Source organism: Bacteroides reticulotermitis JCM 10512, from assembly GCF_000517545.1.
GTDB classification, from domain to species: domain Bacteria; phylum Bacteroidota; class Bacteroidia; order Bacteroidales; family Bacteroidaceae; genus Bacteroides; species Bacteroides reticulotermitis.
In genome coordinates this window covers 43,641-62,104 of record NZ_BAIV01000002.1, presented here as the reverse complement: position 1 = coordinate 62,104, position 18,464 = coordinate 43,641, and the positions used below count along the sequence as shown (strand labels likewise).

The 18,464-nt window shown below is 43.2% G+C and carries 9 protein-coding genes and 1 pseudogene; all 10 read left to right on the top strand.

Features of this window, described 5'->3' with window-relative positions; all coding sequences use genetic code 11:
• The first annotated feature begins 15 nt into the window (after positions 1-15).
• On the top strand, positions 16-666 hold the full coding sequence (gene rpe, locus JCM10512_RS01215; RefSeq protein ID WP_044159666.1) for a ribulose-phosphate 3-epimerase: 651 nt from the start codon (positions 16-18) through the stop codon (positions 664-666).
• Between the two features lie 11 nt (positions 667-677).
• Positions 678-2,783 carry a ComEC/Rec2 family competence protein gene (locus JCM10512_RS01210; protein WP_044159665.1) on the top strand — a complete coding sequence of 702 codons (2,106 nt, stop codon included), beginning with the start codon at positions 678-680 and terminating at the stop codon, positions 2,781-2,783.
• 47 nt (positions 2,784-2,830) lie between these two features.
• On the top strand, positions 2,831-3,868 hold the full coding sequence (locus JCM10512_RS01205; RefSeq protein WP_044159664.1) for a DHH family phosphoesterase: 1,038 nt from the start codon (positions 2,831-2,833) through the stop codon (positions 3,866-3,868).
• A gap of 117 nt (positions 3,869-3,985) precedes the next feature.
• Positions 3,986-4,627 (top strand): BamK family beta-barrel-assembly machinery protein, encoded by a 642-nt coding sequence (gene bamK, locus JCM10512_RS01200; RefSeq protein WP_044159663.1) that lies wholly within the window; start codon positions 3,986-3,988, stop codon positions 4,625-4,627.
• 35 nt (positions 4,628-4,662) lie between these two features.
• A complete protein-coding gene (gene glmM / locus JCM10512_RS01195; RefSeq protein ID WP_044159661.1) occupies positions 4,663-6,051 on the top strand; it encodes a phosphoglucosamine mutase in 1,389 nt (462 codons plus the stop codon).
• A 319-nt stretch (positions 6,052-6,370) separates the two neighbouring features.
• Positions 6,371-10,342: a two-component regulator propeller domain-containing protein gene (locus tag JCM10512_RS01190; RefSeq protein WP_081741186.1), complete on the top strand. Its 3,972-nt coding sequence runs from the start codon at positions 6,371-6,373 to the stop codon at positions 10,340-10,342.
• 1,251 nt (positions 10,343-11,593) lie between these two features.
• A pseudogene (locus JCM10512_RS01185) lies at positions 11,594-14,778 on the top strand (SusC/RagA family TonB-linked outer membrane protein).
• Between the two features lie 19 nt (positions 14,779-14,797).
• Complete coding sequence (locus JCM10512_RS01180) at positions 14,798-16,732, top strand: RagB/SusD family nutrient uptake outer membrane protein (RefSeq protein ID WP_044159659.1); 1,935 nt, start codon at positions 14,798-14,800, stop codon at positions 16,730-16,732.
• 101 nt (positions 16,733-16,833) lie between these two features.
• Positions 16,834-17,520, top strand: coding sequence for a discoidin domain-containing protein (locus tag JCM10512_RS23250; RefSeq protein WP_244436806.1), 687 nt, complete (start codon positions 16,834-16,836; stop codon positions 17,518-17,520).
• A gap of 119 nt (positions 17,521-17,639) precedes the next feature.
• Positions 17,640-18,404: a C2 family cysteine protease gene (locus JCM10512_RS23245; protein WP_244436805.1), complete on the top strand. Its 765-nt coding sequence runs from the start codon at positions 17,640-17,642 to the stop codon at positions 18,402-18,404.
• Positions 18,405-18,464: the final 60 nt, after the last annotated feature.

The window sequence follows — 18,464 nt, the reverse complement described above, 5'->3', positions numbered from 1 at the left end:
CATAAATTTAAGCATATGAAACCAATTATAGCTCCTTCTATTCTTTCAGCCGATTTTGGCTATTTGGCTAGAGATATTGAGATGATAAACCGTAGTGAAGCGGAGTGGGTGCATATTGATGTTATGGATGGGGTGTTTGTTCCCAATATATCGTTTGGATTCCCTGTTTTGAAGTATGTAGCCAGACTGAGTGAGAAGCCGTTGGATGTTCATCTGATGATTGTCAATCCGGAGAAGTTTATCCCGGAAGTGAAGGCATTGGGGGCACATACCATGAATGTACATTACGAAGCTTGTCCACATCTACACCGCGTAATACAGCAGATCCGTGAAGCGGGAATGAATCCGGCGGTAACCATTAATCCGGCTACACCGGTTTCCTTATTGCAAGATATTATTAAAGATGTATATATGGTCTTGGTGATGAGTGTGAACCCGGGTTTTGGCGGACAGAAGTTCATTGATCATTCGGTAGAGAAAGTTCGAGAACTCCGTGAATTGATTGAACGGACCGGTTCTGAAGCTTTGATAGAAGTAGATGGCGGGATTAACTTGGAAACAGGAGCGCGTTTGATCGAGGCAGGTGCTGATGTACTGGTTGCCGGAAACGCTATTTTTGCAGATCCGGATCCTAAAATGATGATTCATAGACTTCAGTCGCTGTAATAGCCACTAACTTGGATTACTATTATCTACATAAATATCCTTTCTTACGCCTGATTATCCCATGGATAGCAGGCGTTTTTTGTGGAGACTACTTCTTTGATGCCCAAACAGAAGCGAGTGGATACATAGTCTTATTTCTCTTTCTGCTACTTCTGACATTCGGCTTTTACTTCCAACAACGTTACTCCCTTCGTTGGTGTTTTGGGGCTTCATTCCTCGGGCTCTGTTTCGTGGGAGGATGGATTGGGGTAACTACGCAACTAGAAAAAACTGTTTATCAGTTCCCCAAAACGGAAGACGCTTATCGCATCGTTTTGACAGATAACCCGGAAGCCAAAGAGAAAACCTTTCTCTGTCGGGCGACTTTGATCGAAAGGCATGATTCGACGGCTACTGTAGCGGTCGCCCGGCAAGCGATTCTTTATTTGGCAAAAGATTCGCTTTCGGCTCGTTTAAAGAGTGGAGATGAGTTGCTTGTCGCCGCTCGCATTTCCCCTCCTGCCAACCAAGGAAACTTTGATGAATTCGATTACGCCCGGTATTTACTTCGGAAAGGTATCAGTGGAACCGGCTATATAGTATCCGGCAAATGGGAACTTCTTTCCTCCAAAGAACTAACTACCTTTCGTTCGATAGCAGATTCACATCGTGAAAAGGTGCTTGCACTCTATCGGGATTTAGGGTTTGAGACAGATGAGCTAGCTGTTCTGTCAGCATTGACGATTGGTGATAAAGCAGAGTTAAGCGATTCGATAGTCGAAAGTTATTCAGTTTCCGGTGCTAGTCATATTCTCGCACTCTCCGGTTTGCATATCGGTCTACTTTATGCCTTACTCTTTTTTGTGATTCGCTTTCCTGGGCGTTGGGGGAAAGCAGGCTTGGCTTTACGTTCGGTTGTTATCTTATTATTATTGTGGTGCTTTGCTTTCTTTACCGGCTTTTCTCCTTCCGTAATACGTTCGGTTAGTATGGTCACCCTATTGGCAGTCGCTAGTGTAATTGGTCGAAAGAATTTGTCGATCAACACTTTGGCCGCTACCGCCTTTTTGATGTTGCTTTGCAATCCGGTATGGTTGTTTGATGTCGGTTTTCAACTCTCATTCTTAGCGGTCGCCGCCATTCTGTATTTTCAACCGGTCATTTATAATCTGGTGAAAGTTAAACGACGAGTCAGTAAATACGTTTGGGGGATTATGAGTATTTCTATAGCTGCTCAACTAGGGACGGCACCTCTCGTTATACTTTACTTCTCTCGTTTTTCGACTCATTTCTTACTGACTAACCTTGTTGTAATTCCCTTAGTATCACTCATACTTTATACATCGGTTGCCATGTTGCTTCTCACACCTTTTCCGTTTATACAATCCGGTGTGGCATGGGTGGTCAACCTCTTTTTGACTGTGCTTAATTCTTTTATTCGTTGGGTGGAACATTTGCCCTATGCTTCTATGGATGGGATATGGCTGCATAAAAGCGAAGTTTGTCTGATCTATCTGGCTTTTATTCTTTTGTATATCAGTTGGAATAACCGGCGAAAAATAGTTTATGCCCGTAGCTTGTTGATTAGCTTATCATGCCTGTTACTTTTGAGTACGGTTCATGTCTGGTTGTATTCGGCTGATCGTCCTCAACAAAGTCTGGTGTTTTATAATGTTCGAGGTTGTCCGGCTGTCCATGGCATTGCTGCCGATGGACATTCCTGGCTAGCTTATTCGGATAATGAAACAGGGCAGGAACGCCTGCACCGCACCGCTTCGAACTACTGGAACCATCATCATTTATATCCTCCGACGGAGTTGAAGGGTGATTACAAAGACGCCAGCTTTCAAGCGACCAATCAACTTTTCTTTTTTGGAGATAGTCGTGTTTGTATGGTTACCGATGATCGTTGGAAAGCGCAGAGAGCAACTTCACCGTTGCGCATTAATTATCTTTACCTCTGTAAAGGGTGTAATGAGTCATTGAAAGAACTTACGAAGCTTTTCACACCTACTTACGTCTTGCTTGATACTTCTTTATCGGAATACCGTAGAAAGTCTTTAGCAGCAGAGTGCCGTCAATTAGGATTGTTATTTATCTCATTACCTGAAGAAGGTTCTGTCCGCTTTTTGCTTTAAGTACAAAGAAATATCGTACATTTGCATTCTATTATAAAATTAGCATTATGTTGACTAAAGTAATTGAGCAGGCTAAAATAGATCATTTCACCAAATGGTTCGAGCGTGCTGACAAGATAGTGATTGTATCACATGTGTCTCCTGACGGAGATGCTATCGGCTCTTCATTGGGACTTTATCATTTTCTTATTTCTCAAGATAAAATAGTAAATGTTATTGTTCCGAATGCTTACCCCGATTTTCTTAAATGGATGCCCGGAAGCAAAGACATACTTCTGTATGATCGTTACAAAGAATTTGCCGATAAACTAATTGCTGAAGCCGATGTGATTTGTTGCCTAGACTTCAACGCATTGAAACGCATTGATGAGATGGCTGATGCTATTGCGGCTTCTCCGGCTCGTAAAGTAATGATTGACCATCATCTTTATCCCGAAGACTTTTGTAGAATAACCATGTCTTATCCCGGTATATCTTCTACCTCCGAACTAGTATTCCGCTTAATTTGCCGTATGGGTTATTTTAGCGATATCTCCAAAGAAGGAGCCGAATGTATCTATACTGGTATGATGACAGATACGGGCAGCTTTACCTATAATTCAAACAACCGGGAAATCTATTTCATCATTAGTGAGTTGTTGTCGAAAGGTGTCGATAAAGATGATATTTATCGCAAGGTCTACAATACTTATTCAGAGAGCCGTTTGCGTTTGATGGGGTATGTCTTGTCGAATATGAATGTTTATTCCGAATACAATACAGCACTTATCACGTTGACCAGAGAAGAACAAGGCAAGTTTCATTATATCAAGGGAGATAGTGAAGGCTTTGTCAATATCCCACTTTCGATAAAGAATGTGTGTTTCTCATGCTTCTTGCGTGAGGATACAGAAAAGGATATGATTAAAATATCCTTCCGTTCGGTCGGGACTTTCCCATGCAATCAGCTAGCTGCTGAATTTTTCAGTGGAGGTGGCCATTTGAATGCCTCCGGTGGTGAGTTTTACGGATCGTTGGCAGAGGCTAGCGCCTTGTTCGAGAAGGCCATTGAGAAATACAAACCTTTGTTGACTGCCAAGGGATAAAAGGGAAGGTTAAAAGTAAGGTTGGAAAGGTTAAAAGTTACCAACATTCAACAGTTCCTTTTCTACTTTAAGTGAAATTGAAATACATTTGTGCCCAATATAGCTAATTAACAGATAATGAAGAAACTTATATTTTTATTCCTTTCTTTATTGACCGCCGGAGCGTTGTTTCAGGCGTGTGATAATTCAAAGACTTATGCTGAAATGCTGGAAGATGAGAAGAATGCAGTGAATAAGTTCATCAAAGACAATGGAATCCGGATCATTTCACAATCTGAATTTGAAAGAAACGATACGATTACTAATTTAGAACGAAATGAATACGTCTCTCTATCCGATGGAGTATATATGCAGATTGTAGATCGTGGAAACGAGGAAAAAGTTGATACTTTCGCTTCGAATGACGAAATCTGTGTGCGCTATTTGGAAGAAGATCTGATGACACGTGATACAACTTGTTTCAATGTGTTCTTGGAACAATGGGCGGATGCTACTCAACTTTACGCTCGTCCGGCAGTTTTCCGTTATGTAGCTCAAGGTACTTATGTGTATGCTACCTTTCTAGAAATGGACTACTATTGGAGTTCGGTATATGCATCGACTTCAGTTCCTGCCGGTTGGTTGGTTGCACTACCTTATGTGCGTAACAATTCCCATGTCCGGTTGATTGTACCGTCTAAAATGGGACACCAATCTGCACAGCAATATGTAAATCCGTTCTATTACGATATATGGACATTCAGTAAAGCACTGAATTAATCTGCTTTACACCTTAAAAAACGATATAAAACACTATGACTTTAATTAAATCTATCTCAGGAATTCGTGGAACAATTGGCGGAGTAGTAGGCGAAGGATTGAATCCACTTGATATTGTAAAGTTCACCTCGGCCTATGCAACATTAATTCGCAAAACCTGTAAGTCGGAAAGCAATAAAATAGTAGTGGGGCGTGATGCTCGTATTTCCGGCGAAATGGTAAAGAATGTAGTTGTGGGTACACTCATGGGAATGGGATGGGATGTTGTTGACATCGATTTGGCTTCAACTCCAACTACCGAAATGGCTGTTACTATGGAAGGAGCTTGCGGAGGAATCATTTTGACCGCTTCTCATAATCCTAAACAGTGGAATGCGCTGAAATTGTTGAATGAAGATGGTGAGTTCTTGAATGCCGCAGAAGGACAAGAGGTTCTTCGTATTGCTGAAGCTGAAGAATTTATCTATGCCGATGTCGACCAATTGGGCTCCTATCGTCAAGATCTGACTTACAACCAAAAACATATAGATAGTGTATTGGCACTCGAATTAGTCGATGTCGAAGCTATCCGGAAAGCAAACTTTCGCGTAGCGATTGATTGTGTTAACTCAGTGGGTGGAATTATCCTTCCTGAATTGCTTGATCGTTTGGGCGTGAAGCATGTAGAAAAGCTCTATTGCGAACCAACCGGAGACTTTCAACACAATCCGGAACCATTGGAAAAGAATCTAAGTGACATCATGAATCTGATGAAGGGTGGGAAAGCAGACGTAGCGTTTGTTGTCGACCCCGATGTAGATCGTTTGGCGATGATCTGCGAAGACGGTGTAATGTATGGAGAAGAATATACACTAGTTACTGTAGCCGACTATGTATTGAAACATACGCCGGGTAATACCGTTTCTAACTTGAGTTCGACTCGTGCTTTGCGTGATGTTACACGTAAGTATGGTATGGAATACAGCGCTTCTGCCGTTGGTGAAGTAAATGTAGTTACCAAAATGAAAGAGACCAATGCGGTGATTGGTGGAGAAGGTAATGGAGGAGTTATCTATCCGGCTAGCCATTATGGTCGCGACTCTTTGGTTGGTATTGCTCTTTTCCTGAGTCATTTGGCTCATGAAGGAAAGACGACAAGCGAACTGCGTGCTACTTACCCTCCTTATTTCATCGCAAAGAACCGGGTGGACTTAACTCCGGAAATCGATGTAGACGCTATTCTGGCTAAAGTGAAAGAACTCTATAAGAATGAAGAGATCAACGACATTGATGGTGTAAAGATCGACTTTGCCGATAAATGGGTTCATTTGCGTAAAAGTAATACCGAGCCGATTATCCGTGTTTACAGTGAAGCTTCTACCATGGAAGCCGCCGAAGAGATTGGGCAGCAGATCATGGATGTAATCAATGAGTTAGCTGGATAAAACACTTATCTGATAAAATAAAGAATGGCACTTTTCAATTCGAAGAGTGCCATTCTCTGTTTTTGTACGTGTAAGTAAATCGGGTTTATAACTGAAACTGTTAGGGGCGGTTTAAGGAGTTAAAAAACGTTGTTCTACCAGGAAGATTGTAAGAAACCTGAAATGCTGAAACTCAGGTTAAAGTGGATTAATAAACGGGGGAGCTTATTGTAGAAAAAAGAATCTGGGGGATGGGTTGTAATGAACTCATTTTTTTTTGGCTTTTTGCATCCGAAAAGTTACCTTTGTCTCATAATACATTGGAAATCCTATCAATTTTATGATTAAAACGCGCCTTATAACCATTCTTGTTACATTGACTTGTTCATTAGGTTGCCTGTCGGAAAATGTGAAAGATAGCTATATCTTTTCCAAAGTGGATTATCAGCAGGGATTATCTAATAGTGCTGTCTTATGCCTTTTTCAGGATAAGACCGGATTGATGTGGTTTGGTACTTATGATGGGGTGAATTGTTATGATGGAAAGTCAATGGAAGTTTTTCGAGCTGACTTCTCCGCGCGAAAAACATTAAATAATAATATCATTCATTCGATCCAACAAGCAGATAGTAACTGTTTGTGGATAACCACTCACTTGGGAGTGAATCGTCTATCTTTAGATACTCGGCAAGTTATAGGGAGCTATGATTTTGCGGGTGACTATTATGTGCATGCTAACAATAAAGGAAATACGTGGGTTGTATCCAAAGAAGGACTTTTCTATTACAATACCTTTCACAGTAAGTTTATCCGGGTTAAAGCACCCCTCGCTTCCGTCGAGGACATGGATCAAAGGGCTTTTGTAGCCAATGACGGTTCGTTATGGCTCTTTTTGCAGCATTCGAATAAACTCCAACAAATATCGTTGAGCGCTTTTAATGAAGATTCGCTAAGTGTCCGGTGTACGACTTCTCTAACCGATTTTCACTCAAAGGCTATTGAGGGTGTCTTCTCTCAGAACGGCGTTATTTGCTTCATCGACCGCGAGCAGGATTTGTTTGTATACGACATATCCAGAAAGTCTAAAATCTACATCCGCAATGTGGCTTCGCTGACACAGAAGTATGGTTACATCAGTGGGATTGTTCCCTTTTACGATGATATTGTTATCGGGTTTAGGGCAAATGGGTTAGTACGTCTACGCACTTCGAAGAAATATGAAGAAGAAGTGATCAATCGAAATCTACGCATCTACGATATTTACCAGGATCCTTCCCAGAATATACTATGGGTTGCTTCGGATGGGCAGGGAGCCATTATGTATGCCCGGAAATATTCTATTGCGACGAACCTGATGTTAAATCAGTTATCCCCCAATCTGAGTCGGCAGGTACGTTCTTTGATGACAGATAAATATGGTGGGTTGTGGTTTGGTACGAAAGGTGACGGCTTATTGCATATTCGTGATTACAGTGATGGAATGACAGCTGCCTCAACCACCATCTATTCGCCTTCTGAGAAACAAAAAGCCGCTTCTTACTCGAAATGGAACAGAGAGTTCCAAGGATACAAGCTGCTGCAAAGCCGTTACATGGACGGCTTTTGGGTAGGAGCCGGTGAACCGGGATTGTTTTATTACTCTTTCAGAGATGATGAACTGCATGAGGTTGAAGATCATTCCGAGTCACCCGCCATCGATGTACATGATATTTATGAGGAGAATGACAACATACTCTATGTTCTTACCGCCGGATCCGGCTTTCGTAAAATAACGTTGGATAAAACGTCGGGAACCATCAAGGTAAAAGAGCAGAAGAGATATCACTTTTATTATGAGCAGCGTGAGATGACTATGTTCTATCCGATGTTGCCGGAAGGTGATTCTATCTTGTGGTTGGGAAGTCGTGAGAAAGGACTGCTTCGGTTTAATAAGCGTACCGAGGAGTATCAGGTAATCTCTCTCAAAGAAATGCTTCATAAATCAGTTGACGATGTGCTTAGTCTGCATCGAACGAGCGATGGACGAATGTATGTGGGAACAACATCGGGCTTGGTGTGTGTGACCTTTGAGGGAAAGCAGATTAAGGCCACCTATATCGGCCGTGAGCAAGGACTGTTAAACGATATGATACATGGCATCTTGGAAGATGGGAATGGTTTTTTGTGGTTAAGTACCAATCGGGGGCTGATAAAATACAATCCGAACAACGGATCTTCTCATGCCTATTACTACAGCGCCGGTATACAGATCGGTGAGTTTAGCGATGATGCCTATTATCAATGTCCTTATACCGATCGTCTTTTCTTTGGTGGCATTGACGGGTTGCTATATCTTGATAAAGAAGTAGCGGCTGTGCCGGAAGTCTATCCGGATATTCTGTTGCGTAAATTGAGTATAGGAAGGCAGGAAGTGAATTTGGGCGATTATTATGTGGACGGTGGTAAAGCCCTGCAATTGAAAGGAGCCGCTATCTCTTTCTCCCTTTCCTTTATCGTACCCGACTTTCTATATGGAGGTGATGTCGAGTATTCTTATATGCTGGAAGGGTATGATAAACAATGGACTACGTTTAGCAGTATGAATGAAGCGGCGTATCTTGATATTCCGGCCGGTGATTATCTATTCAAAGTGAGGTATAAAAAAGATGTATTCAATACCGAATATAAATACTTCTCCATACCAATCCACATTCTTCCTCCTTGGTATCACTCTACGCTGGCTTATGTCTTCTATGTCTTGTTAGGACTCTTGGCAGTTGGCTATCTGTTTTTCCTATTGCGGAAATACTCTTTGCACGAGCGGATGATGAAACGGTTGCTCAATGCCGAAAGTCGTTCGGTATTGCCGGGAAGTGCGAATTTCGATCGGGATATGTTGGACCGGCTTACTTTAATATATCGCTCCTGTGATCAGTTGCGCGCTGAAAACCTGCCGGATGAGAAGCGTGTAGAGGTGGTGAACCTAATGCGTGAAACGGTGATGGGTACTCTTTTTCATCCGGAAGTTGTGCATGTGGGAGATTTTAAGTCATTCTTTCCGTCCGAGTATGTCATTTCCGGTCGGATGAACATCAAAGAAGTCTCGTTGGAAGTTCTGCAAGTATTGGAGAAACAAGGAGTCGATGTTGCCGTGATACAATCCATGATGGCGGACCATTTTACTTTTCCGGTATATAAAAATGCTTTGCGGAGTATTCTTTATTATTGCTACTGCTATATAGCTAATGCTTCCAAAGGAGAAGCGGTTTCTGTGCAAGTCAAAGAAGAAGAAGGCAAAATGCTGTTGTTATTTTCAGCCACGAATAGTCTGGTGAAGAAACTCTATGACCGGTTATCCGAAGTCAATCAATCAACGACTGAAGTGAAAGAGAAAGACATCGATCAATTCTGGAACGCTCGACTCTTGCTTTACGCTGTGCGAACGGCCTTAGAACAACTTCATATAAGTTTGCATTACGCCGATAGGAAGGAAGATCACCAGTTGATCATCGCTTTTGAACCGGCACTGCTGGATGTGCAAGAACAAAAGGGGAAAAAGAAAGTTCTGTTGTTGGAAGATCGTGACGAAATGATCTGGCTGATTAGCGATCTGCTTTCCGATGAGTATGTAGTTGTGCCGGTGAGAAGTGTGCAACTTGCTTTTGAAGAGATACGTCGATCGGCTCCTGCTTTATTTCTGGTCGATATGTTACTATATGCACAAGCCGAGGGAACCTTTATGGAATATATTAGCAAGAACCGGACTCAGTTGGCTAAAACCGTTTTTATTCCGATGCTTACTTGGAAAGTCAGCTCCTCCATTCAGCGTGAGTTAATTCTATGGTCCGATTCGTATATCGTATTGCCCTATGACATCTTGTTTTTACGTGAAGTAGTCCATAAAGCTATTTATGGGAAGCGTGAGGCAAGGCAGATCTATGTGGAAGACCTCGGAGAATTGGCCGATCAAATTGTCTGTACAACTGCGGAGCAGGCTGAGTTCTTACGGAAACTGTTGCAAGTTATTGAACAGAATCTGGATCAGGAAGATTTAGGTTCAACGCTAATAGCCAATTGCATGGCGATGAGCTCGCGTCAGTTCTACCGGAAGTTCAAAGAGATCTCTGCAATTGCCCCGGGCGATTTAATTAAAAACTATCGCATGGAGAAAGCGGCTCGTTTGTTGCTGAATGACGACCTCTCTATTCAAGATGTTATTTCAGATGTCGGAATATCCAGCCGTTCTTACTTCTATAAAGAGTTTGCCCGTCGCTTTGCCATGACGCCGAAAGATTACCGCGATCGGCATAAGGACCTAAATAAAGAAGACTGAGTTCCGCCTGATTCCTGATAACCTCATTTCATTCTAATTCGGAACAAGGCCCCTATGTGTGAGCCTTTTCCCGTCTGACGCAGAACCTTACAACTGAGCCGAACCTCCTATCGGCTCAATCTGCTGTCAGAAACCTGCGTTCATTTACTAGATTTCATTCTTTCCCACGCACTCCCTTGGAAGTTATTTGGGGGTTGATTTGCTATCACTATCACAAACCGATATTAATAAGTTGATTGTGAGTGATTAAAGGCTGTAAATACACGGTGAAAACTTGTGACAGAAAAAATACGGTCACAAGCTTAGGATATAGTCAGGTGCTTCAAAACAGTTCTTGTTTTAAGTCCGAACAATACTGCTGTTGCATGAGAACAATTCATGTTTTGGTTCAGTAGTCGGCTGGAGAACAAGCGAACTGTTGCACTGCTTTCAATAGTAGTCTGATTGTCTCTTCCTGTTTCGACTGACGCTTTTGCATGCTAGCTGCAAAGCCGGTTTGTCGAATACTCCTTTGCTTTGTACAGCATCCCTGCTTTATAAGTCGGAAACAAATAGGATATTAGGTCGTGCCACCGCAGTGACACGGCTGTGCCAACGAACTGGCAAAGTTGTGCCACTGCGGTGGCACTCTTGTGACAGTGGGGAGAAATTTTGTGGCACTAGGAGTGAACTGTCGTGACAACGGGATAGAACTGTTATTATATTAGGAGTGAACTGCCGTGCCGGCAGCCTGTACTCTTGTGACAGCCGTTGACAGGAGTAATTACAGCAGGATATCAGCTTCATCGGCCCTGACTTTTCGTTCGGAAAGTCTGCGTACAGAGGCGGCCGGCCCGTATATTTCGAATAAGCCTTGCGACTTACAGAGCAAAGTTGCCGCAAACTTTTATCAGTGAGCCTATAAAATAGAAAAAGAGCATGCCCGCTATGGAATAATAAGGGCGCTAATCAATCTTTATAGTAAGAATAGATATTTTAAGGTATTGACAACCCTCTGGGAATCAGTGAGACGACGTTCGGCGAATGTTATAATTGTGCTCTAAATGATTTTAAGATAAATTAGTTGCTTGATTATTAATTTATTAGCTTGTGCTTTAAACGTACGGCATGTACTCTAACCACACCCTTTTACTTTGCCTTGTTTTTGGCAAAATAGAGAACGCTTATTAACTAAAAATTGGATTAATTTGCTTTCACTAATAGTTTTTCTATATGATTTGTAACCTTATTATTAATTAAAAAACAAGTAACATGGATTTATTTGGAGTGAAAAAACATCACGGCAGATCGTTATGGATACTGGTACTACTGCTTCTATTTAGTGCGACGACGTGGGCGCAGAGCGGTTCGGTAACGGGGCGTGTCTCTGATGAAAAAGGCGAATTGCTCATAGGAGTGAGTGTGCAGGAAAAGGTACTGGAAATGGTACTATTACAGATGTCAATGGCCAGTATAATCTTAAACTAACTACTAAGAACCCGGTGCTAGTTGTATCTTATATAGGATATAAGCCACAAGAAGTAAAGGTTACTAAAAAGATTGCGGACGTTATTTTGGCCGAAGAAGTTTCCGCATTGGATGAAGTTACGGTGGTAGCTTATGGTAATCAGCGTAAAGTATCGGTAGTCGGAGCGCAGTCTACCATGAATATGGACGCTATCAAGATGCCTACGGCCAATCTGTCCGCTACAATTGCCGGACGCTTGCCGGGCTTGGTTGCTGTACAACGTACGGGAGAGCCGGGGCATGACGATGCCGATATCTGGATTCGCGGTATCTCAACTTTCACCAATCAGAATTCAAAGCCTCTGATATTGGTTGATGGCGTAGAACGCGATTTCAATAACATCGACCCGAACGATATTGAATCGTTTACCGTATTGAAAGATGCTTCTGCCACAGCTGTTTACGGTGTACGTGGGGCAAATGGTGTAATCATTATCAAAACGAAACCGGGTAAGGTCGGCAAACCGCGCTTTACCGTAGATTACTATGAAAGCTTTGTTACGTTGACCAAAAAACCGAAACTGGCAGATGCTTATACCTATATGGATGCAGCGAATGAAGCATACATGAATACGAAGAACCAGCTACTTTTTACGCCCCAATACATTGAGGCTACTAAGAAAGCGCATGGTTTGCTTGCCAATGACAATCCGCAGATGTATAACTCGTATCTATATCCGGCAGTAGACTGGATGGGCGAATTGTTCAGAGACTGGGGACATAACCGGCGCGCCAACGTCAGTGTACGCGGAGGAGTACCCAATGCTTCCTATTATGTATCGTTGAGCTACTACAATGAATCCGGTTTGACGCGTACGGCTAAAATGGAAAACTACAATGCAGACATTCGTTACGACCGTTACAACTACACGGCTAACTTAAACTTGAAGCCAACTCCGACAACAACAATCGACTTGGGCTTCAGTGGCTATCTTTCTGCCGGCAACTATCCGCAGATTTCTACCAGCAGTTTGTTTAGCTCCGCCATTCAGATCAATCCCGTTTACTATCCGTTGATGATGCCGGATGGTACTGTATCGGGTATTTCGGGAAACGGTGACCAACGCAACCCGTATGCCGACCTTACTCGCCGCGGATATACCAATGAATCGAAGAATCAACTGAATTCAAATATCCGTGTTGCACAAGACTTAGGCTTCTGGAAGTGGAGCAAAGGGCTGACCGCATCGGCTATGATTGCTTTTGACGTACGAAATGAGCGGTCTTTGAATTATGAAAAGTGGGAAGATACGTATTACTTTAGCGGAAGTAAAGATCCGGTAACCGGATTGTGGAATGATGATGTATTCAATGCAGACGGTACGTACAAAACTTACCGTTCGCATGAAGGATCGAATGAACTATCTTTTAACACAACCGGAGAGAATACGCGCAGCACCTATTTTGAAACTTCGCTTAACTACGATCGCTCTTTTGGCTTGCACCGTGTGGGTGGTTTGGTTCTTTATAACCAGAAGATCGAACGTTTGGTCTATGATAATAATGATGAAAGAAACAAAACAGCTCAAGACCGTATTATCAATACGTTGCCTTATAAGCAGCAAGGTATTGCGGCTCGTCTGACTTACTCGTGGAACGATCGTTACTTCTTGGAAGTGAATGCAGGTTATAACGGTTCTGAAAACTTTGACCCTGAGAAGAGATTCGGTTTCTTTCCTGCCATCGGTTTGGGCTGGGCTGTATCTAATGAAACGTTCTGGGAACCTTTGCGCAAGCATATCTCATTCTTCAAAATCCGTTATACAGACGGTTTGGTAGGTACCGATGCTGTAACTAATCGCCGTTTCATGTACCTGGATGTTATGTCTTCCAGCAGCGGCTACCGCTTTGGTGTCGATAACGTAGGTGTTGGCGGATGGGCTGTTACTAAATATGGCTCCAATGTCGGTTGGTCTACATCGCATAAGCAAGACTTAGGGTTCGATTTGAAGTTCCTCAATGACAACCTCTCTCTGACAGTCGATTTGTTTAAAGAACATCGAAAAGATATCTTTATGCAACGCGCCACCGTGCCCGACTATGCCGGATTCATCGAAATGCCTTATGGAAACTTAGGTATTGTAGATAATAAAGGTATTGAAGCCTCTGTCGATTGGACGCAACAATTAAGCAAAAAGGTATCTTTGACTGTACGCGGAAACATTGCCTACAATGAAGATAAAATCGTAGAAGATGATAAGCCGGCGGTAAAATACCCATGGCAGGAAACCCGTGGAACGAACGTCAACGGTCGCTGGGGATGGATTGCTGAAGGATTGTTTACCAACGAAAACGAGATCTTGGACCATGCTAAGCAGTTTGGTGAAGAGTATCCCGGACAAGTATCCCGAGTTGGAGATATCAAATACAAGGACTTGAATGGTGACGGCGCAATCGATGATTATGATAGATGCCTCATTGGACAGGGCGATGTACCTAAGTTGTACTACGGCTTTGGTTTAGACTTGCAGGTTAGTAATTTCTCGATCGGCGTGTTGTTTGCGGGTAACGGACAAGTTGACCGTTGCTTGACTGGAAATGCCGTAAATCCGTTCTCCGATGCTTCCGGCTTCTCCAATCTATATGCCAATGTAACCGACAGATGGTCGGCAGATGATCCAACCAATGAGAATGTATTTTATCCTCGTCTTTATTACGGATCAAGTGCAAACGCCAATAACACGAAGACCAGTACCTGGTGGCAGAAAGACGTTAGCTACATGCGCTTGAAACAGCTGAATATCTCATATACGCTGCCAAGTCGATTGTTGAACGGTACGTTCTTGAATACTGCGAGCATTTATCTGATGGGTACAAACCTGTTAACCTTCTCTAAGTTTAAACTGTGGGATCCGGAGTTGAATACGAATAACGGTACACGTTATCCGAATGCTCGTACCTTCTCCATCGGAGTCAATGTTAGTTTTTAATTTATAATTAGCAATCAGTATGAAAAATATATTAAAAATAGGAATACTTACCTTGTCTCTGCTAGGGCTCAGCTCTTGCAATGATTTCTTTGATTCGATACCGGGGCAGTCGTATGATATGACGGAGACCTTCTCCAATCGTTCGAAGACAATGGATTTTCTGAACAATACATATAGCTATGTGAGCAATGAGAATAGCGAACGCTATTTGATACCCGGCAACCAAGGTTCTCCCTGGACGGGCGGGACTATCGAAGCCGATTTTACCTGGAGTTGGCATATCACGAATGAATGGACTACCGGAAAAACTTACGCTTCTTCCGGTTGGATTAACTACTTCTTCATTGAATACTATAAAGGAATAGCCAAGGCCAGTACTTTCATCCAGAACGTAGACCAATGCAAGGAAGCCTCTGAAGGCGAACGTACTGTATGGAAAGCACAGGCACGTGCTTTGCGCGCCATTTATTACTTCATGATCTTCCGTTCGTATGGTCCGGCTATCCTATTGGGCGAAGAACCGCTTTCTGTAGAAACGCCACTAGCCGATTTATTGAAGGAACGTAGTTCCGTAGACGAGTATATCGCATACATTGTCGAAGAATTGGATCGGGCTGCTCAGGATCTTCCAACTAAGTACAACGGAACCAATCTGGGACGTATTGACCGGGGAACCTGTAAAGCGATGAAAGCAACCGCATTGCTTTATGCCGCCAGCCCGTTGTTTAACTGCAACCCCGATTATGCGGATATTAAAAACGCGGATGGTAAGCAACTCTTTCCGCAAGACAAATCGCAGGAGCAGGCCAAATGGGAAGCTGCCCGGAGTGCTTACAAAGATTTCTTCGACGAGTTTGTTGACAAAGGAGTTTATAAGCTATATACGACTGCTGGTACCGGTGGTGTAGATTATTACGAATCATTCCGCCGCGCAACCTGCGGTATGAATTATGATGATACCAACCTGGAACAGATCTTTGTACGGGTAGTAGATGAAGGAAATGATAATTATGAATTGGTTCCTTATCATGCCGGCGAAGCCAGTGACCTTAAAGGTGGTATGGGATTGGGAGCTACCCAGGAGATTGTCGACCTGTTCTTTACCGACAAAGGCTATCGCATTGAAGATACTGAATCCGGCTACAAAGAGTACACAGGAGTGCCGACAGCAGATTTCTATGGGGCAACTGCCGACTATACGAATCCGAACTCATCGATTGTCTGTTTTGAGAAAAATACCAATAAAACACTGAAGCAGTGGGCTAACCGTGATCCTCGTTTTTATGTCTCCATCACATTCAACGGTTCTCGTTGGTTAAGGCCTCGCAGTGATGGTAGCTGGATTACTACTGAACTGAATAAAGGAGGTAACTCAGGAATCGATAAAGCAAGCTGGGATTCTCCTTATACCGGATACGGTGTTCGTAAGAGAGCTCCGATTAATGGTACATGGTCCGGCAAACACGTTTCTATATTGCTTCGTTTAGCCGACGTTTACTTGGGCTATGCAGAAACGTTGAGTGCATGTGGCGAGTATGACAAAGCATTAGGTTTGGTCAATAATATTCGCGAACGTGTCGGTTTAATGCCTTATGGAAGCGGTACAGGCCAGATTGCGTGTCCTGCCAACCGTACAGATGTTGACAAGCGTGTACGTCGCGAACGTTTGGTTGAATTGGCATTCGAACGGAAGCACTTTTTTGACGTACGTCGTTGGAAGGTAGCCGATATGTCTATTGGTGATGGTTGGATTTATCCTACGTATCACAAAGGTGGTGAAGGTGGCGAGATTCACGGTATGAACAACAATGCCAATCTACCGCAGTTCTTCGAGAAGGTAGCAACCGAGCTTCGTATTTTCGAAAAGAAGCATTACCTCTTCCCAATTCCCGATCAGGATATACGTCGTAATCCAAAGATGGTTCAGAATTACGGATGGTCGAGTGTTGACTAACTGCTAAGATGGAAGGAGAGTAAGCATCTCATGCTTATTGATAATTGTAGATGCTTACTCTGCCAAACATTCAGAAGATAAAAACATAAATTAGAATAGTTATGAGAATCATACAACCTAAGTTTTATAGTGTAAAGAAAATCCTTTTCTTCTCTGTTTTGTCACTCTCGTTTGTGCTGGGAAGCTGTTCGAGTGATGATGACGAGGAGATTGGCGGGGGAGGAACAACTTCTCCGTATTGGACCCTTGGAAGCGGAAATGCGAATATGCCGTCGAGTGGAACAATTATCGCGCAATACTCGGATGCTCCTGCCGGTTCGGAAATCAGCAAACTGGTCGATGCGAATGCCGATACGAAATATGTCACCTATCACAATGCCTTCGATATAACCTGGAATGGCAACAGCAACATTGCCGTACTAGCCTATTCGTTGACTTCGGCCGCCGATGCTCCGGAGATGGACCCGAAGTCATGGGTACTTTCCGGCTCGCTGGACAATAAAGTATGGAAAACAATCGATTCACAAGATAACCAAACATTCACCGGCCGAAAAGAAGTGAAAAGCTTTGAAGTCGAGAATTCGGTAGCCTATCGGTATTACAAACTGTCGATTCAAAGTAACCGCGGCGGAAATGCGACCCAGATAGCTGAATGGGTGCTCTCTGCAGCCACCTTTACCGGAAATATTGATGACTTGCTTCCGTATTCTTCAGGGAATACCTATACGGCGGATACCCCGATGGGTACACAGCATAAGGGAGGACGTGTGGCTACTACAGCGATATAGCTTGGCTCAAAGATGCTACTAAAGAGCCTGTAACCTTTGCCGGCCTGTCTTGGGCAACATTCCCGGTTGGTTCACTCTATCCTTTTGGCGATCCGAAACCAGCTGACGTTAACCAGCATGTGATTGGTGATTGTTCTGCTTGTGCCGTAATGGCCGCTATGGCTCATTACTATCCGAAGTTTATCAAGAAGATAATTAAAGATAACGGCAATAGTACGTTTACCGTTAGCCTGTACGATCCGAAAGGGAAAGAGATCGAAGTAGGCGTCAGCAATATGTTTGTAGCCGATGGTAGTAAGTTAGGTGCCGTATCGGGAAAGAACGATCAGGTGACTTGGGCAACCGTACTTGAGAAATCCCTGATAAAATGGAAACAAATCTATGCAGGAACTTCAGATATAGGCGGTATCGCTACTGAGTACGCGGCTTCGATCTTCACCGGAAACGGAAATAGCTTTGCTTTTGCTTCGGGCAAACTGTCGGCTAAAGAACTTAAGCGTGCCGTAATTGTGTCCTTGCAACAGGGAAAACTGGTGATCGGTGGATTTAAAGATGGCGATCTGCCGGTGGAAAACAAGTATAAAACAGTTAATTTCCACGCATATAGCTTCTATCCGTCATCCAATGACGCTGTTCTATTTACGATGCGTAACCCGTGGGGAATGCTTCCTTTGGTAAGCGGAGGATATAGCAATGGAAAAGAAGATGGTTTGCTAAATATTAAAGACGACGGGGTGATTCCGCCGAATGTTGATATTCGCGTGATGGAACCGGGGGCAGCAAAGGCATATGCCAATGCTGGTAATATTGAACCTTATACACCGCCTTCCTATCTTCCGGCACCAATGCGTGTAGCCGAATACCTGTTGAGAACAGGGAGGTAACCACGTCCTTATGTTAGAAATATAACAGGGGCATACCTTAAATTTTGTTTCAAACTAAAA

Bases quoted from the DNA above. Each gene is read 5' to 3' on its own strand.
- JCM10512_RS01205 (WP_044159664.1), top strand. From the start codon at position 2,831: ATGTTGACTAAAGTAATTGAGCAGGCTAAAATAGATCATTTCACCAAA.
- glmM (WP_044159661.1), top strand. From the start codon at position 4,663: ATGACTTTAATTAAATCTATCTCAGGAATTCGTGGAACAATTGGCGGA.
- JCM10512_RS01190 (WP_081741186.1), top strand. From the start codon at position 6,371: ATGATTAAAACGCGCCTTATAACCATTCTTGTTACATTGACTTGTTCA.
- bamK (WP_044159663.1), top strand. From the start codon at position 3,986: ATGAAGAAACTTATATTTTTATTCCTTTCTTTATTGACCGCCGGAGCG.
- JCM10512_RS23250 (WP_244436806.1), top strand. From the start codon at position 16,834: ATGAGAATCATACAACCTAAGTTTTATAGTGTAAAGAAAATCCTTTTC.
- rpe (WP_044159666.1), top strand. From the start codon at position 16: ATGAAACCAATTATAGCTCCTTCTATTCTTTCAGCCGATTTTGGCTAT.
- JCM10512_RS01180 (WP_044159659.1), top strand. From the start codon at position 14,798: ATGAAAAATATATTAAAAATAGGAATACTTACCTTGTCTCTGCTAGGG.